Genomic DNA, 17,993 nt, shown 5'->3' on the forward strand with positions numbered 1-17,993 from the left:
GAATTATCGTGCCGCTTCGTGAGGACGGATCGGCATGACCATCGCAACGGTAGGGGTCGTCGGGCTCGGCAATATGGGCCTGGGCATGGCCGCGACCCTGGCCCGCAAGGGCTTCGCGGTCCTGGGTTACGACATCGACGCGGGCCGGCGCCCCGCCGCCGAGGCGGCCGGCGTCACCGTCCTCGGCGCCCTCAACGACGTGCTGCGCCGGGCCGACGCCCTGGTCTTCTCGCTGCCGCTGGCGCGGGACGTGGAGGCGGTCGTCACCGCCGAGGGCGGCCTCCTGTCCCGGACCGACCGGAAGGTGGTCGTGGTGGACACCTCGACCTCGGATCCCGGCACGACCCGGCGCCTCGCCGAGCGCCTCGCCGCGGCGGGTCACGCGCTCCTCGACGCCCCGGTGAGCGGCGGCCCGTCCGGCGCCGCCGAGGGCACCCTGACCATGATGGTCGGCGGGGCGGAGGCGGATTACGAACTGGCGCGGCCGGTCCTGGAGGCCATGTCGGCCCGCGCGCCGCATGTCGGGCCCTCGGGCGCCGGCAACATCGTCAAGCTCGTCAACAACCTCCTTGTGGCGGCCCATCTCGTGACCACCGGCGAGGCCCTGCGCCTGTCCGAGGCGGCGGGCCTCTCGGCCGAGGAGGCCGTCAAGGTCGTGAACACCGCGACCGGCCGCAGCGCGATCAGCGAGGTCATGGTCCCGCGCTGGGTCCAGTCCGGCACCTTCGACAGCGGCTTCTCGGCCGGCCTGATGCGCAAGGACGTGCGCCTCGCCCTCGACCTCGCCGCCGCGTGCGGGATCGACCTGCCGCTCTCCGCCGAGGTGAAGCGGATCTGGCAGGCGACGCAGGCCGCCATCCCCGACACGGCCGACTTCACCCGCATGGCCGATTACCGCGATCCCACGGGAGCCCACTGATGTCCGGCACGCCGCACTCGCCCGCCGCCGACCGGGTCACCGCACTCCTGGCCGACCTGCTGCCGGGCGGCTGCATCGGCAGCGTCGTGGCCGGTGAGATCCTGGAAGGGACAGGCGCCAGCCTCGACCTCGTCAACCCCGCCGATGGCGGCGTCCTCGCAAGCTTCGCCGATGCTGGCTCGTCGGTCGTCGAGGCTGCCATGGCGGCGGCCCGCGACGCCCAGCGCGCGTGGTGGGGCATGAGCGCGGCCGCCCGCGGCCGGGCGCTGTGGGCGGTCGCCGCCCTGGTCCGGCAGCATGCCGGCGCGCTCGCCGAGCTGGAGACCCTCTCGGCCGGCAAGCCCATCCGCGACACGCGCGGCGAGGTGGCCAAGGTCGCCGAGATGTTCGAGTACTACGCCGGCTGGTGCGACAAGCTGCACGGCGACGTCATCCCGGTCCCGACCTCGCACCTGAACTACACCCGCCACGAGCCCTTCGGCACCGTGGTGCAGATCACCCCCTGGAACGCCCCGATCTTCACGGCGGGCTGGCAGATCGCGCCGGCGATCTGCGCCGGCAACGCCGTGGTGCTGAAGCCCTCCGAGCTGACGCCCCTGACCTCGCTTGCCCTCGGCCTGATCTGCGACCGGGCCGAGGGGATGCCGCGCGGCCTCGTCTCGGTGCTGGCGGGCGCCGGCCCGACCACCGGCGCCGCCGCGGTGGCCCACCCCGAGACGCGGCTCGTCGTGTTCGTGGGCTCGGCCGAGGCGGGCGCGCAGATCGCCGCCGCGGCGGCCCGCGCCATCGTGCCGAGCGTGCTGGAGCTCGGCGGCAAGTCGGCCAACATCGTGTTCGCCGACGCCGACCTCGACCGGGCGCTGATCGGCGCGCAGGCCGCGATCTTCGGCGGCGCCGGGCAGAGCTGCGTGGCCGGCTCCCGGCTCCTCGTGCACCGCTCGATCCACGCGTCCTTCGTCGAGCGCCTGTCCCACGCCGCCGCGCGCATCCCGGTGGGTGCGCCGACCGACCCGGCGACGCAGATCGGCCCGATCAACAACCGGCGCCAGCGGGACAAGATCGCCGACATGGTCGAGGCCGCCGCGGGGGCCGGTGCCACGATCGCGGCGGGCGGGGCCTGCCCGGCGGCCCTGCGCGACACGGGCGGCTTCTACTACGGCCCGACCATCGTGGACGGCGTCGCGCCGGACGCGGCGATCGCCCGGGAGGAGGTGTTCGGCCCGGTCCTGGCGGTCCTGCCGTTCGACGGCGAGGACGAGGCGGTCGCGCTGGCCAACGGCACGCCCTACGGCCTCGCCGGCGCGGTCTGGACCGGCGACGGCGGGCGTGGCCACCGCGTCGCGGCGGCTTTGCGGGCCGGCACCGTCTGGGTGAACGGCTACAAGACCATCAACGTGGCCTCTCCGTTCGGCGGCTTCGGCCGCTCGGGCTTCGGCCGCTCCTCGGGCCGCCAGGCGCTGATGGCCTACACCCAAACCAAGAGCATCTGGGTCGAGACCGCCGCCGAACCCGCCATAGCATTCGGTTACGTGGGCTAGGCCCCCCGCTTCGCGCACCGATCGACAGGATCAATCGATAAGCCGGCGATCAAGACTGGCAGACGGAGCAACGGCCAGCCCCGAAAGTGGGCCAAGGAGAATAGCGATGGGGAGCGAGCTCTTCGCGGTGGATGCGCGGCCGGTGGCGACACCCGTCTCGGGCGGCGACAAGCTCATGCTGTTTCTGCTCGCCCTGGTCATCGTCGTCATCGCCGAGGCAATGGCAATGTCAGAATCCCAGCGGGGGCGGCAAGATCGTGCTGCGCTCGCTGCTCTGGGCCCGCCTCCTCGGCAGCGCGCTTCGGCTGGTGAGCCCGTGCCTCCGGCACTGCTGCTCTCGGTCGCCTTGCCTGACGAGGCGAGGCGTCTCAGAAGCGATTGAGGGGCAGGGACACCGCAACGTCCACTTCCGGGACTCCGCCGAGTTCAGATTTACGGCGGCATCGGCCGCATTCCGGAAGCAGCGCCGCAGTTCCGAAGCTCCTGAGTTTGGATCGAGCCCCTGTTCAACGCGCCTTCTTATTGCGGAAGGTTTAGCGGCGGCCGGCCTTGGCCAAACACCTCTTCCATCGGTCGCGCGACGGGTCAGCGAATGCCGCCGTCACTCACGCGGTACCAAGCGATGATCGCCGATACGTAGAGGCGATGAAGGGCATGCAGCGGCAGCGGCGTGACCGGTGTCAGCGGCAGCGGAAGGTTGTCAGTATCGCCGGTGGCGATATACGCGGCCATGGCGCGTCCCAGCGCTGACTGGAGACCGACGCCGCGGCCTTGGCAACCGAGGTCGATGAGCAGGCCGGGCGCCGGCTCGTGAAGATGGGGCAGGTAATCCCGGGTGATCGCCACGCGGCCGCACCAGCGGTGGTCGAAAGCAATACCATTGAGCTGCGGAAACAGCTTGCCAATAATTCGTTCGAGATGCGCCCAATCCGATTGGCTGCGCGGCTCCCGGAACGGGCCGCGCCCGCCCATCAATAGGCGGCCGGTATGATCGAGGCGGAAGTAGAGCAGCAGCTTGCGCGTATCCGAGGAGACCTGACCCTCGGGCAGGATTGAGCGGCGCAGGTTGTCGGACAGCGGCACTGTTGCGACTTGGAAGGAGTTCGCCGCGATCACCGTCTTGGCGAGGCCTGGCCAGAGTGGGCCCGTGTAGCCGTTGGTGCAGAGGACGACCCGCTCCGTCGTGAGCCGAGCACCCTGCGCCGTCTTGACGATCCATCCTGATCCGATCCGGCTCAGTTCGGTGACTGGCGATCCGCCGTGGATCGCCGCGCCGGCCTTCAGGGCGGCCCGAGCCAGACCACGGGCATAGCTCAGCGGCTGGATGGCACCACCGCGGCCATCAAGCCAGCCGCCGAGATAGCGTTCAGTCCCCAGCAGGCGGTCGGTCTCGGCCTTGTCGAGGACGCGGGTCGGCGCACCGAGTTCGGCCCATTGAGAGGCCCGTCGCTCGACTTCGACCAGTCCGGCTTCGGTATGAGCGCCTTGGATCCATCCTTCCCGCCGGTATGGCACATCCATTCCGTGTTTGGCGATCAGGTCGAACACCGTGTCGGCGGTGCCGCCAGCAAAGCGTGCGAGCCGTTCGCCGCGCTCGCGGCCGAGCCGGGCGATCAGGTCGGCGGGGTCGTATTTCAACCCCGGGATGACTTGGCCGCCGTTGCGGCCGGAACCGCCGAAGCCGACCTCGCGCGCCTCCAACACCACCGGTTGAATCCCGCGCTCGGCCAGATGCAGGGCGGTGGACAGGCCGCAGAAGCCACCACCGACGATCACCACGTCGGCACGCCCGGATTCTGCGAGGGGTGGAGTCTCCGGTGCGGGCGCCGCCGTGGTGGCCCAGAGCGACGGGGCGAGCGGGAACGGTTCGGCCACGGCGTGTCCTAGAGTGGATGCAGCACGCGCTGCAGGAAGTCCTGGGTGCGCGGGTTCTGCGGACGGTTCAGGATCTCGGCGGCCGATCCCTGCTCGACGATGCGGCCGCCGTCGAGGAACAGCACCCGGTCGGCCACCTCCCGGGCGAAGCCCATCTCGTGGGTCACGACGACCATCGTCATGCCCTCGTCGGCGAGGCCGCGCATCACCCGCAGCACGTCGCCGACGAGTTCGGGGTCGAGAGCCGAGGTCGGCTCGTCGAACAGGATCGCCTCGGGCCGCATGGCGAGCGCCCGGGCGATAGCCACGCGCTGCTGCTGACCGCCGGAGAGCGCGTCGGGCCGGGCGTGCTCTTTGTCCAACAGGCCAACCTTCGCGAGCAGAGCGCGGGCATGTTCCTCGGCTTGCGGCCGAGGCTCGCCCTTCACGTGAATCGGCCCCTCAACGATGTTCTCCAGGGCGGTGCGGTTGGCGAACAGGTTGAAGCGCTGGAACACCATGGACACCCGGGTGCGAATCGCCTTGATGGTGCGCTTATTCCGGTCGACCCGCTGGCCGTCGACGCGGATCTCGCCGCCGTCATAGGCTTCAAGACCATTGATGCAGCGGAGCAGGGTCGATTTGCCCGAGCCCGAGGGTCCGATGATGCAGACCACCTCGCCCTTGGTTACCTCGGCCGAGACACCCTTGATCACCTCCAGGGCGCCGTAGTGTTTCCGGACATTCTCCAGGACGATCACCGGTGCCGCCCCCTGGCCTCGAAGTGACGGACCAGCAGGATCAGCGGCAGGCTCAACGCCAGGTACATCAGCGCCACCATCGTGTAGACGCTGGTGTTCTTGAAGGTCGAGGACGCGATCAGCTTCCCCTGGAGCGCCAGCTCGGCGACCGTGATGGTCGAGGCCTGCGACGAGTCCTTCAGCATCATGATCATGATGTTGCCGTAGGGCGGCAGCGCGATCCGGATCGCCTGCGGCAGGATCACCCGCCGCATGGTCATGCCCCAGCCCATGCCGATCGACAGTGCCGCCTCGACCTGTCCGCGATCCACCGCTTCGATGCCGGCGCGAAAATTCTCCGCTTGGTAGGCCGAGTAGGCGATCCCGAGGCCGATGATCGCCGCCTGGACGGCGGTGAGTGACAGGCCGAAATCCGGCATGACGAAGTAAATATAGAAGAGCTGCACGATGATCGGGATGCCGCGCAGGATGTTGATCATCACCGCGCTGAAACCCGCCAGAACGGCGATCCCCGACACACGCATCACCGCCCAGACCAGACCGAGCAGCGTCGAGACCACCAGGGAGGCCAGGGTGATCAGGACGGTGAGCTGCACGCCCTGGAGCAGGATCGGCAGGTAATCCTGGGCGTCGGCGAGGAACTCGCGCATCAAGCTCAGGACCGGTCGGCCGACGGCGGCAGGCCCCACTTGGTCAGGATCGCCTGCAGCGTCCCGTCCGCCTTGAGCTTGGCCAGCGCCGCATCAATCTTCGCCAGGAGCGCCGCATCGGTCTTGCGGACGCTGAGGCCCACTGAGGCGACGACGGTCGGCTTGAAGGTCTCGACTAAGCGAACCCCGGGGAATACGCCCTGCTTGACGTAGTAGGCGAGGATCGGCGCGTCCGCGAAGCCGGCCTTCAGCCGGCCCGAATTCACGTCGCGGATGATGTCGGGGATCGTGTCATAGATCTTCACGTCGCCGAACAAACCGGATTTCTTGAGCGGCTCGACAAAGGCCGTGCCCACCTGGGCACCGACGGTCTCGCCCTTAAGGTCGGCGAAGGACGTGTAGTCCTTCGTGTCGGTCTTCGGGACGATCAGGCCTTCACCGTAGCTGTAGACCGGCGTCGAGAAGGCCACGACCTCCTGGCGTTGAGGCGTGATGAACATCGCCGCCGCGATGATGTCGATCTTCGAAGCGGTCAGCGCCGGGATGAGCGTCGAGAATTGCAGGGGCTCCACTGCAACTGCGAAGCCAACTTCCTTGCCGACCGCGTTGACGAGGTCGACCATGACGCCCTGAATGGTATTGGTCTTCGTGTCCAGGAAGGTGAAGGGCAGGCCCGTCGGCGTCGAGCCGACCTTCAACGTCTGAGCACTGACGGATGTCCCGAACAGAAGCGCCGACGCCAGGCACAGGCTGACCAATCGTCTTCTCATCACGGCTCTCCGATCCCGGCCATGGAACCGATTGGCGGTGGCCATCGGTCCTTTTCATTCTTGTGAAGAATACCGCATGCTTTGCCCGTCGACGCAAGCGAGTTTCACGTGCATGAAAGTCCGCAGGCGAGCAGGATGGCGGGGCGGTGAGCATTCCTGAGGGTGGCGGCACGGTCACGGACCCGGTCGACCGGGCCGTTGGCCAGCGTCTTCGCGTGCTGCGGCGCGCCAGAGGGCTGTCGCTGGAGGCGATCGCCGCGCGGACCGGCCTGTCGATCGGGTTCCTCAGTCAGGTCGAGCGTGGCCTGTCCTCGCCGTCGCTCAAAGTGCTCGCGCTCCTGGCGGATACGCTGCAGATTGGGATCGGGGGCCTGTTCGAGCCGGCTCCGAAGGAGCCCGAAGCCGATCCCATCGTGGTGTTCGAGAAGGACCGGCCGGAGCTCCAGCTCTGGCGTGCCGGCATCACCAAGCAATTGCTGACGCCTCCCGGTGGGACGCAGGGCATGAGCCTGTTCCACATGGTCCTGAAGCCGGGTGCCAGCACGGGCGACGAGCTGTTCAGCCACGACGGCGAGGAGGCGGGCCTCGTTCTGGAGGGACGTCTGACTCTCGTCGTTGAGACGCGGACGCTTCAGCTCTCGGCGGGGGACAGTTTCCGCTTCGAGAGCCGCCGGCCGCACCGCTTCGGCAATCCCAGAGCGCGGGGCCGGGCGGTGGTGCTGTGGGTTAACGTGCTCGGGCCGTCGCAGCCCGGGACGCCGTAGCGGGCGTCCCGCCCGGTCTGTCGGGGCCCGGATCCTGGTTGCAGCAACCGGCGCTCAGCGCGCGGCGGTGATCACCGCCTCGATCAGGATCTGGGGGCCGAGTTCGGCGGCGCCGATGGTGGACCGGCTCGGCAGGATCTCAGGGGCGAACCACGCGGTCCAGGCGGCGTTCATCTCGTCCTTGAGCGCCATGTCGGTGATGTAGAGCGTGGCTGTGAGGATCTTGGTCTTGTCGCTGCCCATTTCCGAGAGCAGCGCGTCGATCCGCGTCAGGATCTGTTCCGTCTGACCCTTCATCGAGGCGGCTCGATCCTCCGCCACGATGCCCCCGAAATAGAGAACGCCGCTGTGCTCGACCACGCGGTGCATGATGGGCGTGCGGATATGGCGTTGGATCATCGAAACGGGTCCTTCTCTCGACTGCAGTTCTAACCGGCCGGTTGCAGCAGGGACGACCGGGTCTCGGAGACGGCGTCGGCCTGCGCGAAGCGGGCCGGAGCGAACGCCGCGATGGGGTGGTGCGCGGCACTGTCGAGCAGCAGGCTCGCGACGATTTCGCCGACGAGGGGCGCCAGGGCGAATCCGTGTCCGGAGAAGCCGAAGGCGTGCACAAGCCCGTCCGCGACGGCGGATCGGCCGATGACCGGAAGTTCGTCCGGCGTGACACCCTCGATCCCGGCCCAGGCGTGAACGATCCGCGCGCCGCGCAGGATCGGGAAGAGGTCGACGGCGGTGCGCGCCGAGTAGGCGAGGCGCAGGACGTCGAGCCGCACCGTGCCTGTCTCAAGATCCGCGTGCCCCTTGTGGCCACCGCCGATCATCACGTGCCCGCTGTCGGACTGCTTAAAGGACAGAGGCCGCCCGGTCGCCCCGACCACCGGCGTCAGGAACGGTGGCAGAGCGTCGGTCAGCACCATCTGGAAGGCGTTGAAGCCGAGGGGAATCGGGTCACCGGCCGCACGGGCGAGGCGGCCGCCCCAGGCGCCCGAGGCGTTCAACAGGAGGCGGGCGACGTGCACGTCGCCCGCCCGGGTCCTCAGATGCCAAAGCCCGGCGCGGCGGTCCACCGACCTGACCGGAGCGCCCTCGATGATCTCTGCTCCTGCGGTCTGCGCCGCGGCGCCAAAGGCCAGCGTTGTCCGCAGGGGGGCCGCGAAACCGTCACGGCGCGCGACGATGCCCCCGACGACGTGGGGCGCGACGGCGGGGAGCAGCCGCCGCACCGTCGCGGCATCGACCAATTCTTCGTGGGTCCAGCCCTCGGCGCGCATCCGCGCAACCCGCTCGGAGAGGAGCGCGAATTCCGCCGGGGTCTCGGCCACACGGACCTGACCGCCGGCCTGAAAGCCGCAGCCGTCGCCGACGAGGTCCACGATCCGGTGCCACCGCGCGACTGCCTCCAGGGCCAGCGGCACCTCGGAGATGTGGCGACCCAGCGTGCGCACGCCGCCTGCCGAGAAGCCCGACGCATGAGCCGCGATCTGCCGAGCCTCCAGCACGCGGACCCGTCGACCGGCTCGCGCGAGGAAGAGGGCGGCCGACAGGCCATGCAGGCCGCCGCCGACGACGAGGATGTCGGGATCAGTCATGCGAGCGCGCCCTGGTCGTTCTGGGGCGGGATCGGCTCCGGCATCGTCGCGACAAGAGCGGCCAAAGCTGCGAGCCCGACTGGCCGGGCCGGAATCACCGCGCCCAGAAGCACGCGCTGCGCGAGGGCGGCCTGGGTCCGCGCGGGGCCGGCAGGCTGTTCCAGCAGCGCCGCCAGCGCGACGGGATCGAGCCGCGTCACGTCGGGGTCCGCATTCAACGGCGCCGACGTTACGACTGGTCGTCCGGCGCGCACGGCACGCGCCGCGGCGAACCCCTGACGCTCCGCTTCCTGGAGTGTGACCGCGCCCGCGACGCGCCCGGCCGCCGCGACGCCCGGCACGCTCGTCCGCCCTTCGGCATCGGTGAGCACCCGTCCGTTCGAGACGGCGCAGCCGAGTGCCGCCAGCAGCAGGGGCTCGTCGGCGCAGACGAGCAGGACGTCGAACGGCTCCGCCCAGACCCGCCCGGAACTCTCGACCCAGAGGTGGCCGGGCTCGGCGTGCCAAGCCGTGACCCCAGGCCGAGCGATCAGGATTCCGCCCGGCAGTTCAGCCAGGGCGGCGCGACCGGCGGGGCCGCCGCCCACGATCACCGCGCGGGTTTGGTCCGGCACGCTCACGCGGTGAGCTCCGGGATCGCATCCGGCCGCTCGATGGCCAGCTCACCCACGGTCAATGGCTTGAAGGGCGCGCGCGGTCGCAGCGCACCAACGACTTCCATTGAGGCGCCACGGGTCTCGGCAATTAGCCCGGCGACAACAGTTCCGCACATGCGGCCCTGACAGGGACCCATGCCGGCCCGAAGGAACGCCTTGACCTGATTCGGGCCGGCGGCTCCGAGGCGTGCCGCGTCGCGGACTTGCTTGGCCGTGATCTCCTCGCAGCGGCACACGACCGTGTCGTCGGCGGGGGCGAGAATCCCAGGAGCCGGCTGGTAGAGGCGATCGAGGAAGGGCCGCAGCGCGAGGGCCGCGCGTCGGGCCTTCGACGCATCCGCGGCGCGGGCGTCGCGGCCGGTGGCATCGAGCCGGCCGAGGCGGTAGGCCGCGTCGATGGCGGCCAACCGTCCCGTCGCGGCTGCGGCCTCCCAGCCGCCGATGCCGCCACCATCGCCCGCGACCGCGACGTTCGGGTGGCTCGCCGCCCCCCATCCATCGAGGCGCGGCCGCCAGCAGAGCTGCCGGTTATCCCAGTCGTGATCCAGGCCCAGTGCCCGGGTGACGTGCGTGGACGGGATCACGCCCTCATGCAGGAGGAGCGTGTCGCAGGCGAGGGCATGGTCGCTGCCCCCCTGCCGCCAGCGCACGGTCGAGACCCGGCCGTCGCCCTCCGCCCGCACGTCGCGGACGTTGCGCACCACGCGCAGGCCCCGCGCCCGGGTCTCCCGCATCAGGGCGACACCCTTGGCGAGCAGTCTGCGGCCGGTCCAGAGCCCGCCCGCCCGCAAAGCGTCGCGGAGCGCGCCGCCGGAGCCGGTCTCGAGGAGCGTCAGCCGCTCGAGACCGGCGCGAAGCAGCTGCACGGCGAGCAGCCAGCAGAGCGGACCCTGACCGGCGATCACCACGGATCCCTCCGGCACGGCGCCGACCGTCTTGAGCAGGATCTGGGCTGCGCCCGCGCTCATGACGCCGGGAAGCGTCCAACCCGGGATCGGTACGGGCCGCTCCTGGGCGCCAGTGGCGAGCAGGATGCGCTTAGCCTCGTTCTCCTCGGTCGCGCCCGCCGAGGTCACGGACAGGATGCCCGCGTCGGGATCGAGGTGCCAGAGTGTCGTCCGCGGTCGGTAATGGATGCCCCGCGTGCCGCGGAAGGCTTCCACCAGGGCGCCGCCGGCATCGAGGAACTCGCCCGCGAGCGCCGGGTCGCCGGAGGCAGCTTCCACCGCCCGAAACACCTGTCCGCCGGGGGCGGGCTGCTCGTCCAGCACGGTGATCGACAGCCCGAGGGATGCGGCCTCGATGGCGGCGGCCATGCCCGCGGGGCCGGCGCCGACGATGGCGAGATCGTAGCTCATGCGGCCTCCGGCGCGGCGTCGTCGATCCGCGCCGCGCGGGCGCCGACCTGCGGCTCGATCCGCATGCCGGGGGTGACCGGCACGAGGCAGGCTTGGCGGTTGGCCACGCCGTCGATCTCGGCGAGGCAGTCGAAGCAGACGCCGATCATGCAGTAGGGCAGCCGCGGTGCACCGCCGACGGGCGTCGTGCGGATCGCCGGTGCGCCCGACAGCAGAACAGCGGCGGCGGCCGAGGCGCCCTCGGGCACGCGGACGGGCCGGCCCGCGACGATGACCTCCACCAGCCGATCGCCGGGGGCCGGCCGGGCCTCAGGCCGCATTCTGAACATCGAACCGTCTCGCGCTGAAGGGGGACATCTCCGGCGCCAGCGCGCCGGCCGCGATCATCGGGGCGAGCAGGCTCGCATGCGAGCCAGCCAGGGTGACGCCGGAATGGCAGTTCGCGATGGTGGCGCCGGGGTAGCGCTCGGATGCGTCGTAGATCGGCTTGCCGTCCGGCGACATGACGCGGAGCGCCGCCCAGGCCCGGACGATGTTCAGCTCGGCGATCCACGGGAAGGTCTGGACCGCCCTGCGGGCAATGGCCCGCATGATCGCGGGGGTCTGGGTCAGGGTATCGAAGCCCATATCCTCCTTGCTGTCGCCGAGGAGCAGCGAGCCCTCCTCGGTCTGTCGGACGACGTGGGTTGGAAGGGCGAGCACCTGCCGGGTGCGCTCCGTGACGAGGATCTGCCCGCGCTCGGGCCGCAGGGGCGCCGAGAGGCCGACCAGAGGGGCGAGGTCGGCGTTGCCGAGGCCGGAGGCGAGGACGAGCCGCGGCGCCCGGACGGTCTCGGACCCGATCGCGACGGTGAAGTCGCGCGGGGCCGCCTCGATGGCTGTGACCCGTGCGTTCGGTCGGTAGAGGCCGCCCAGATCCTGGAACGCCGCGTGGAGCGCGCGCAGGAGATGCAGCGGGCTCGCGTGGCCGTCGTAGGGCGTCCACGAGGCGCCCACGACCTTTGGGCCGAGGCCCGGCACCATGTCGCGCAGCTCCGCGGCCGGGATCATGCGATGTTCGTAGCCAGCGTTGCCCGCTTCCCGGCGCAGCTGCCCCATCAGCGCATCGCGCTGGGCCATCTCGTCGTCCGAGAAGCAGAAATGCAGGCCGCCCGGCTGGTGCAGCCCGACGTCGATGCCGGTCGTCGCGAGGAGGTCGGCGGCCAGCTCCGGCCAGGCCCGGGCCGAGGCATGGGTCCAATGCTGGTAATGCGGCGCGCCGAGGCCCTTCGACTGCACCCAGACCAGCCCGAAATTGCCGCGGCTCGCCCGGTGGGCGACGTCGCCCTCGTCGAGCATCACGGTCGACAAGCCCTGCTTCTGAACGCCGTACGCGATCGCCGCACCCACGAGCCCGCCGCCGACCACGATCGCGTCGCACATCTCTCGTTTGGTCGCTGTCATGCGCGGCGCTCCCCGGTGAGCAGGCGGTCGATCGGGTAGAAGCGATCGAGCCCTAAGAGGACCAGGGCGGTGACGAGGATCAGCGCCGCCGAGACCGACGCGACCAGCGGGTCGGTCATCTGGTCGATGTAGTTGAACAGCTGCACCGGCAGCGGGTTGGCCGCGGGCGAGGCCAGGAACAGACTCACGGTCAATTCGTCGAAGCTGGTCACAAAGGCCAGGATCCAGCCGCCCGCGAGACCGGGCGCGATCAACGGCAGCGTCACGCGCCGAAACACGGTGAACCGGTCGGCGCCAAGGCTCTCGGCGGCCTGCTCGATGCGCGGATCGAGCCCCGACAGGCCGGCACCGACGAGGCGCAGCATGTAGGGCGTGATCACGATGACATGGGCCGCCACAAGGCCCGCGAAGCTGCCGGACAGCCCGAAGCCGGAGAAGAAGCGCAGCAGCGCCACGCCGAGCACCACATGGGGGATCATCAGCGGTGAGGCCAGGATCGCCACGAGGGTGCCGCGGCCAGGGAAACGCCAGCGGGCGATCGCCAGGGCGGCCGGGACGACAATCAGGGCCGAGAGCGTCGCGGCCGTCACCCCGAGGCGGGTGCTGTACCAGAAGCTCTCCAGAAAGCGCGGGTTGTCGCCGATCGCCCGCCACCACCGGAGGGAGAGGCCGTCGAACGGCAGGGCGAGGTAGCCCTGGCCAGTGAATGAGACGGCGATCACCACGACGAGCGGCGCCAGGATGAAGGCGAGGAACAGGGCGTGGAAGGCCAGCGCAAGGGGACCGTTGCGGCTCATGCCGGGCCTCCCTGCGCGACCTCGCCGAGGCGGCGCAGCGCCCGCTTCTCGACAAGCCGCGTCCAGAGGAGCGTCGCGAGCAGGATCGCCGCCATCAGCACGGTGGCAAGCGCGGCGCCGAGCGGCCAGTTCAGAGTGTTGAGGAACTCGTTGTAGGTCATGCTGGAGACGACCTTCAGGCGCTTGCCCCCCAGCATGGCGGGCGTTGCGAAGGCCGAGGCCGAGAGGCAGAACACCATCAGCGCGCCCGCCATGACGCCCGGCATGACGTTGGGCAGCACGACGCGGGTGAACACCGTCACCCGCCCTGCCCCGAGGCTCGTGGCGGCGCGCTCCAGCACCGGATCGAGCCGGCCGAGGCTAGCCCAGACGGACAACACCATGAGCGGCACCATCACGTGGACCAGGCCGATGACCACGGCGAGTTCCGTGAACATCAGCCGGAAGGGCGCTCCGGGCACGTGGAGGGCGGTGACCACCTGATTGACGAGGCCGTTCGTGCCGAGCAGCACCATCCAGCCGAAGTTCCGCACCACCACCGAGACGAGCAGCGGCCCGACCACGACGAGGAGCATCGGCCCGCGCCAGCGCGGATCCATGCGGTGGATGATCCAGGCCTCCGGCACCCCGACGAGGACGCAGATCAGCGTGGTCAGCCCGGCGATGCGGAAGGTGCGCGTCAGGGCCTCGCCGAACAGCGGATCGGTGAAGAGATCCTGGTAGTTGGCGAGCCCCCAACCGGGGAGCACCCCCTTCTCGAAGTCGAAGCCGTGCAGGCTCAAGGCCAGCACGCCGGCGAGCGGGACCAGCAGCGCCCCGGCATAGACGAGGGCGGAGGGCGCCGTGAGAAGCGCGGGGGTGAGGCGGTCGAGGCGGGTCATGCCGGCTCCAGCCGCCGCAGGCTGTGGGCGTCCCAGTCGAGGGTCACCGCGGCGCCCTCGTCCAGCGGCGGAGTGCCGGTGTTCTGTGCCATGACGGCGAAGGCGCCCAAGGCCGTCTCCACCGTGTAGAGCCAGTAGCCGCCGAGGAAGAGCCGAGCCTGCACGCGTCCCTCAAGGCCCGGAGCGCCTTCGGGCGTGCGCTCGCAGCGGATGCGCAAGCGCTCGGGCCGGATCGTCAGAAGGATGTCGCCCTGCCGGTCGGCCAGTTCCGGCGGCAAGGAGAAGCGGTGGCCTGCGGCCTCCGCCTCGCCGGAGTCGGCGCGCGCCGGCAGGCGGTTGCTGCGGCCGAGGAAGTCGGCCACGAAGGAATCTGCCGGAATGTCGTAGGCCTGCCAGGGCGCGTCGATCTGCACGACCCGGCCGCCCTGCATGATCGCCACCCGGTCGCACAGGGCCATCGCTTCGGCCTGATCGTGGGTGACCAGCACCGTGGTGACGCCGATCCGCCGTTGCAATTCACGCAGCTCGACCTGCATCTCCTCGCGCAGCTTAGCGTCGAGGTTCGAGAGCGGCTCGTCGAGCAGCAGGAGCCGCGGCTCGACCACCAGCGCCCGCGCCAGGGCGATGCGCTGCTGCTGACCGCCCGACATGTTGCGGGGAAAGCGCTCGGCGAGGTGTCCGAGGCGGACCTGAGCCATCGCCTCGGCGACGCGCTTGGCCCGTTCCGCCTTCGGCACGCCACGCATCTCCAGGCCGAAGGCAACGTTCTCAGCGGCACTCATGTGCGGAAACAGCGCGTAGGACTGGAACACGAGGCCGATGCCGCGCTTGGCCGGCGGCGTGCCGGTCAGATCGCGCCCCTCCATCAGGATGCGGCCGCGGCTCGGCGCCTCGAAGCCGGCGATCATCTGCAGCGTCGTGGACTTGCCGCAGCCGGAGGGCCCGAGCAGGCCAAGGAACTCGCCGGGCGCCACCGCGAGGCTGACGTCGCGGACGGCGGTGACGGTGCCGTAATCCTTGCCGAGCCCGTCGAGGGTGAGGAAGGCGGGCGCGGACATCAGCGCTCGACCTGCCGCTGCCATTGCCGAGTCCAATCGGCGCGGTTGCGGTTGACCACGTCCCAGTCGAGGCCGATCAGCGAACGCACCTGATCCTCGCCGTAGATCACGCGGTCGGCGACCTCCGGCGGCAGCTTCGTCGAGCGGTTGGTCGGGCCCGCCCCGTACTGCGTGGCGAAGATCTCCTGGACCTTCGGCGAGACGAGATAGGCGAGGAACTTGTCGGCGAGCGCCGGCTCAGGACTACCCGTGATGGCGCAGCCCGCCGTCATCAGGACGACGGCGCCCTCCTTCGGCCGGGCGATGGCGAGCGGAAAGCTCGCCTGCTGCATGGCGGCGACCCGGGACGAGCCCCAGACGGCGAGCCAGATCTCGCCCGACTGGAACATCTCGCTCATCTTACCGGGGCTGCTCTCGTAGGCCAGCACGTTGGGGTTGATCTGCTGGCGCATGACCTTCAGCCCCGGGGCGATGTCGCTGTCGCTGCCGCCGTGGATGCGGGCCATCATCGCCATGGTGTGGACGCCGTAGGTGTTGTCGATGCCGGGGATCGCGATCCGCTGCCGGTATTCGGGCCGGGCCAGATCCATCCAGGAGGTCGGCGCCGGGAAGCCGCGCTCCGCGAACAGCTTCGTGTTGTAGGCGATGCCGGTGTAGCCGAAGCCGGAGCCGACGGCGTGATCATCGCCCAGTACGGCGATCGGGTAGACTGCGTCCCGGACCGCGTCCGGGAGCTTCCGGCACAGTCCGAGAGACACGGCCTGGACCATGGGACCGTCGTCAAGCACCGCCACGCCGACCGTCTGGTTACCCCGCTGCGCCTGCATCCGGGCGAGGTTGTCGGAGGAATTGCCGGTCAGATAGTCAATCCGGATGCCGTTCTGGCGCTCGAAGGCCGGGATGACGCTGGTGCGCATGATCTGCTCGTAGCTGCCGCCGTAGCCGGCGACGGTCAGGCGCTGCTCGGCCCAGGCCAGTGGTACCGTCACGGCGAGCCCGGTAGCCGTTGCGATGAAGAGCGCCAGTATCGGCCGCAGCATTGCCTTGCCTCCGTGAGCAATCGGAAAGCTATCCGTGGATATTAATTGAGCAAAACGCTCTCGTGTCGAGCATCTCAGAAATCTTTGCTTCCCGAATTCTCATAAACGTGCAGTCTCTTGACGAGAGAAACAAATTCATAATTTTTGCCGTTTCATTACTTTTGGTAGCGAAAGCAGGATTTTGGATGACGCCGAGCCGGCTCCGCCAGTTGGAAGCGTTCCGCGCGGTCATGCAGAGCGGCTCGGTCAGCCGCGCGGCGCAGCGGATGTATCTTTCCCAACCGGCCGTCACGAAGCTGCTGCGCGGCCTCGAAGATGAGACCGGGCTGCCGCTCTTCGACCGCTCCCGGCGCCACCTGCAGCCGACGCCGGAAGCCGTGAAGCTGGAGGGCGCCGTGGCGGACCTGTTTGCGGCCGCCGACCGCCTGGATCGCACGATCGACGACATGCGCGGTATCGGGAGCGGCGAACTGCGCGTCGCGGCCATGCCGCTCATGGGCCTGTCGCTCGTCCCCCGGCTGCTTGCGAGATTCGCTCAGGAGGTGCGGCCTGTGCGGATCTCGCTCGTGGTGGCAAGCTCGCGCGAGGTCCATGATCTGGTGCAGGCCGGCAATGCCGATCTCGGCTTTGCCCTGCCGGTCGGGCGTAGTGCGCTCGTCGCAGCGCCGCCGATCGAGCTGCCCGGATTAGTGGTCCTGCCGCCTCGTCATCGCCTCGCGCGCAACAAGACCGTTCCGCTCTCCGAGCTTCACGACGAGCCCTATATTTCGCTCGGTCGACAGTACCGCCTTCGCGATCAGGTCGACGAGCTCTTCACGATCAACGGCATCACGCCTCGCCTCGTCGCCGAGACACAGAACGCGGCCGCGGCCTGCGCCATGGTCGCCGCGGGCCTGGGCTTCACCATAGCGGAGGCGGTGACGGTGAAAGGCCTGAATGCACAGGTTGCCGCGCGCAGCCTACGGCCCACGGTGACGTATTCTGTCACCGTCCTGGGCAGTCCGGGCCACCCGCTATCGACCGCCGCTTTGGCCTTCCTCAAGCTGGTCCGTAGCGAATTGAACAGCTAATCTCTGTCCAGGAGCGAAATACTCATTATATTGTTTGGATCTTTGTGGAGCGGTCTGCCAATTCTTGCTGGTATTTCGAATCAACGAGGCAAATTATGGGTTTGCTGCGGCGCTCATCAGGACTTTGCGCGGCTGTTCTCTGGTCTGGAAGCTACATTTGGCGGCAACATTGAAATCTCGCGCCGGCTGTCGAGCACCAGAGCGTTTTCGGTTTAATCTGGCTCATAGCCTGCGGCGGCGAAGAAGCTGGCGCACTCGTCGGGTGTGACGGTGTCGACGAGGCGCCCGATGGCCGACCACAGCCCCTCGACGGTCCGCTCCGCGGCCTTGCGTGACAGCGCTTTCAGCTCGAGAAGGCCATCTCGATGGGATTGAAGTCGGGGCTGTAGGGCGGGAGGAACAACAGCCGTGCGCCGGCCGCCTCGATGGCGGCTCGCACGGCCGGCCCCTTGTGGCTGCCGAGGTTATCCATGACGACGATGTCACCGGGAACGAGTTCGGGCACTAAGTGTGGAGAAGTCCGCTTTAGATAACAGCTCGGTAGATCCTGAACGACCGTGACGGGCGCAAAGCCGAAGGTCCGGTTCTGCCCGGCCAGGCGATCCGGCGTGGCGTAGTCTGGCCGAAACCTGCTCTTCCGCTCCGGAATGCCGCCGCCCGAAACGCGGACATTCTTCTTCCAACGCGACGGCGGCCCACTGACACGCCTAGGGTCATACGAGAACGTAGCCCGTAGGCAAAAAGCAGCTTCGAAGCTGCTGTCCGGATAGGTCGTATTTCCTGCGGTCGACCTGATCACACCAACGCTAAAGATGGCTGCGGCCGAGACTGCGTCGGAAGTCCTC

At 69.4% G+C, this 17,993-nt stretch carries 19 protein-coding genes and 1 pseudogene; 5 read left to right on the forward strand and 15 right to left on the reverse strand.

All coding sequences use genetic code 11. The features are described from left to right. Window positions 1–34: 34 nt before the first annotated feature. The 3 genes from AC3WSN_RS10650 (at window position 35) to AC3WSN_RS10660 (ending at window position 2,839) form a co-directional block, all read left to right on the forward strand. Window positions 35–919: an NAD(P)-dependent oxidoreductase gene (locus AC3WSN_RS10650; RefSeq protein WP_492537850.1), complete on the forward strand. Its 885-nt coding sequence runs from the start codon at window positions 35–37 to the stop codon at window positions 917–919. Beyond that, a complete protein-coding gene (locus tag AC3WSN_RS10655; protein WP_492537852.1) occupies window positions 919–2,457 on the forward strand; it encodes an aldehyde dehydrogenase family protein in 1,539 nt (512 codons plus the stop codon). Before AC3WSN_RS10650 ends, AC3WSN_RS10655 begins: the two co-directional genes overlap by 1 nt. A 106-nt stretch (window positions 2,458–2,563) precedes the next feature. After that, a complete protein-coding gene (locus tag AC3WSN_RS10660; RefSeq protein WP_492537854.1) occupies window positions 2,564–2,839 on the forward strand; it encodes a hypothetical protein in 276 nt (91 codons plus the stop codon). 203 nt (window positions 2,840–3,042) lie between these two features. Here AC3WSN_RS10660 and AC3WSN_RS10665 read toward each other — a convergent pair whose 3' ends face one another. The 4 genes from AC3WSN_RS10665 to AC3WSN_RS10680 are packed head-to-tail and all read right to left on the reverse strand — an operon-like array spanning window position 3,043 to window position 6,492. After that, complete coding sequence (locus AC3WSN_RS10665) at window positions 3,043–4,332, reverse strand: NAD(P)/FAD-dependent oxidoreductase (RefSeq protein WP_492537856.1); 1,290 nt, start codon at window positions 4,330–4,332, stop codon at window positions 3,043–3,045. Window positions 4,333–4,340: 8 nt separating this feature from the next. After that, entirely contained in the window at window positions 4,341–5,072 is a 732-nt protein-coding gene (locus tag AC3WSN_RS10670; protein ID WP_492537858.1) for an amino acid ABC transporter ATP-binding protein, read from the reverse strand. Next, entirely contained in the window at window positions 5,069–5,722 is a 654-nt protein-coding gene (locus AC3WSN_RS10675) for an amino acid ABC transporter permease (protein WP_492537859.1), read from the reverse strand. Before AC3WSN_RS10675 ends, AC3WSN_RS10670 begins: the two co-directional genes overlap by 4 nt. Window positions 5,723–5,727: 5 nt before the next feature. After that, on the reverse strand, window positions 5,728–6,492 hold the full coding sequence (locus tag AC3WSN_RS10680; RefSeq protein WP_492537861.1) for an ABC transporter substrate-binding protein: 765 nt from the start codon (window positions 6,490–6,492) through the stop codon (window positions 5,728–5,730). A 146-nt stretch (window positions 6,493–6,638) separates the two neighbouring features. Between AC3WSN_RS10680 and AC3WSN_RS10685 the strand changes: the two genes are divergently transcribed. Next, complete coding sequence (locus AC3WSN_RS10685) at window positions 6,639–7,256, forward strand: cupin domain-containing protein (protein WP_492537863.1); 618 nt, start codon at window positions 6,639–6,641, stop codon at window positions 7,254–7,256. Between the two features lie 54 nt (window positions 7,257–7,310). On the opposite strand, the gene AC3WSN_RS10690 is transcribed toward AC3WSN_RS10685, so the two are convergent. The 10 genes from AC3WSN_RS10690 to AC3WSN_RS10735 are packed head-to-tail and all read right to left on the reverse strand — an operon-like array spanning window position 7,311 to window position 16,078. Beyond that, on the reverse strand, window positions 7,311–7,655 hold the full coding sequence (locus AC3WSN_RS10690) for a RidA family protein (RefSeq protein WP_492537865.1): 345 nt from the start codon (window positions 7,653–7,655) through the stop codon (window positions 7,311–7,313). Between the two features lie 29 nt (window positions 7,656–7,684). Then, window positions 7,685–8,845: an NAD(P)/FAD-dependent oxidoreductase gene (locus tag AC3WSN_RS10695; RefSeq protein ID WP_492537867.1), complete on the reverse strand. Its 1,161-nt coding sequence runs from the start codon at window positions 8,843–8,845 to the stop codon at window positions 7,685–7,687. After that, window positions 8,842–9,465 carry a hypothetical protein gene (locus AC3WSN_RS10700; RefSeq protein ID WP_492537868.1) on the reverse strand — a complete coding sequence of 208 codons (624 nt, stop codon included), beginning with the start codon at window positions 9,463–9,465 and terminating at the stop codon, window positions 8,842–8,844. Before AC3WSN_RS10700 ends, AC3WSN_RS10695 begins: the two co-directional genes overlap by 4 nt. Beyond that, the gene (locus AC3WSN_RS10705; RefSeq protein ID WP_492537870.1) at window positions 9,462–10,859 is read right to left on the reverse strand and encodes an FAD/NAD(P)-dependent oxidoreductase; all 1,398 of its coding nucleotides are present in this window, start codon (window positions 10,857–10,859) and stop codon (window positions 9,462–9,464) included. Before AC3WSN_RS10705 ends, AC3WSN_RS10700 begins: the two co-directional genes overlap by 4 nt. Then, on the reverse strand, window positions 10,856–11,188 hold the full coding sequence (locus AC3WSN_RS10710) for a (2Fe-2S)-binding protein (protein WP_492537872.1): 333 nt from the start codon (window positions 11,186–11,188) through the stop codon (window positions 10,856–10,858). Before AC3WSN_RS10710 ends, AC3WSN_RS10705 begins: the two co-directional genes overlap by 4 nt. Continuing rightward, window positions 11,169–12,302, reverse strand: coding sequence for an NAD(P)/FAD-dependent oxidoreductase (locus AC3WSN_RS10715; protein ID WP_492537873.1), 1,134 nt, complete (start codon window positions 12,300–12,302; stop codon window positions 11,169–11,171). The genes AC3WSN_RS10710 and AC3WSN_RS10715 overlap by 20 nt, the downstream gene beginning before the upstream one ends. Continuing rightward, window positions 12,299–13,099: an ABC transporter permease gene (locus AC3WSN_RS10720; protein ID WP_492537876.1), complete on the reverse strand. Its 801-nt coding sequence runs from the start codon at window positions 13,097–13,099 to the stop codon at window positions 12,299–12,301. Before AC3WSN_RS10720 ends, AC3WSN_RS10715 begins: the two co-directional genes overlap by 4 nt. Further along, a complete protein-coding gene (locus AC3WSN_RS10725; RefSeq protein WP_492537878.1) occupies window positions 13,096–13,980 on the reverse strand; it encodes an ABC transporter permease in 885 nt (294 codons plus the stop codon). The genes AC3WSN_RS10720 and AC3WSN_RS10725 overlap by 4 nt, the downstream gene beginning before the upstream one ends. Then, on the reverse strand, window positions 13,977–15,038 hold the full coding sequence (locus tag AC3WSN_RS10730; protein ID WP_492537880.1) for an ABC transporter ATP-binding protein: 1,062 nt from the start codon (window positions 15,036–15,038) through the stop codon (window positions 13,977–13,979). The genes AC3WSN_RS10725 and AC3WSN_RS10730 overlap by 4 nt, the downstream gene beginning before the upstream one ends. Further along, the gene (locus AC3WSN_RS10735) at window positions 15,038–16,078 is read right to left on the reverse strand and encodes an ABC transporter substrate-binding protein (RefSeq protein WP_492537881.1); all 1,041 of its coding nucleotides are present in this window, start codon (window positions 16,076–16,078) and stop codon (window positions 15,038–15,040) included. The genes AC3WSN_RS10730 and AC3WSN_RS10735 overlap by 1 nt, the downstream gene beginning before the upstream one ends. Before the next feature lie 185 nt (window positions 16,079–16,263). On the opposite strand from AC3WSN_RS10735, the gene AC3WSN_RS10740 reads away from it, so the two are divergent. Then, the gene (locus tag AC3WSN_RS10740; RefSeq protein WP_492537883.1) at window positions 16,264–17,148 is read left to right on the forward strand and encodes a LysR family transcriptional regulator; all 885 of its coding nucleotides are present in this window, start codon (window positions 16,264–16,266) and stop codon (window positions 17,146–17,148) included. Between the two features lie 212 nt (window positions 17,149–17,360). Here the strand turns inward: AC3WSN_RS10740 and AC3WSN_RS10745 are convergent. Further along, a pseudogene (locus AC3WSN_RS10745) lies at window positions 17,361–17,656 on the reverse strand (transposase); the annotation flags it as partial. Window positions 17,657–17,993: the final 337 nt, after the last annotated feature.

It is taken from the genome of Methylobacterium sp. FW102-HT35C08 (assembly GCF_058790235.1).

Coding starts and splice junctions, on each gene's coding strand:
- AC3WSN_RS10650 (WP_492537850.1), top strand. CDS start 35: ATGACCATCGCAACGGTAGGGGTCGTCGGGCTCGGCAATATGGGCCTG.
- AC3WSN_RS10710 (WP_492537872.1), bottom strand. CDS start 11,188: ATGTTCAGAATGCGGCCTGAGGCCCGGCCGGCCCCCGGCGATCGGCTG.
- AC3WSN_RS10725 (WP_492537878.1), bottom strand. CDS start 13,980: ATGACCCGCCTCGACCGCCTCACCCCCGCGCTTCTCACGGCGCCCTCC.
- AC3WSN_RS10680 (WP_492537861.1), bottom strand. CDS start 6,492: ATGAGAAGACGATTGGTCAGCCTGTGCCTGGCGTCGGCGCTTCTGTTC.
- AC3WSN_RS10660 (WP_492537854.1), top strand. CDS start 2,564: ATGGGGAGCGAGCTCTTCGCGGTGGATGCGCGGCCGGTGGCGACACCC.
- AC3WSN_RS10730 (WP_492537880.1), bottom strand. CDS start 15,038: ATGTCCGCGCCCGCCTTCCTCACCCTCGACGGGCTCGGCAAGGATTAC.
- AC3WSN_RS10715 (WP_492537873.1), bottom strand. CDS start 12,302: ATGACAGCGACCAAACGAGAGATGTGCGACGCGATCGTGGTCGGCGGC.
- AC3WSN_RS10655 (WP_492537852.1), top strand. CDS start 919: ATGTCCGGCACGCCGCACTCGCCCGCCGCCGACCGGGTCACCGCACTC.
- AC3WSN_RS10720 (WP_492537876.1), bottom strand. CDS start 13,099: ATGAGCCGCAACGGTCCCCTTGCGCTGGCCTTCCACGCCCTGTTCCTC.
- AC3WSN_RS10695 (WP_492537867.1), bottom strand. CDS start 8,845: ATGACTGATCCCGACATCCTCGTCGTCGGCGGCGGCCTGCATGGCCTG.
- AC3WSN_RS10740 (WP_492537883.1), top strand. CDS start 16,264: ATGACGCCGAGCCGGCTCCGCCAGTTGGAAGCGTTCCGCGCGGTCATG.
- AC3WSN_RS10705 (WP_492537870.1), bottom strand. CDS start 10,859: ATGAGCTACGATCTCGCCATCGTCGGCGCCGGCCCCGCGGGCATGGCC.
- AC3WSN_RS10675 (WP_492537859.1), bottom strand. CDS start 5,722: ATGCGCGAGTTCCTCGCCGACGCCCAGGATTACCTGCCGATCCTGCTC.
- AC3WSN_RS10735 (WP_492537881.1), bottom strand. CDS start 16,078: ATGCTGCGGCCGATACTGGCGCTCTTCATCGCAACGGCTACCGGGCTC.
- AC3WSN_RS10690 (WP_492537865.1), bottom strand. CDS start 7,655: ATGATCCAACGCCATATCCGCACGCCCATCATGCACCGCGTGGTCGAG.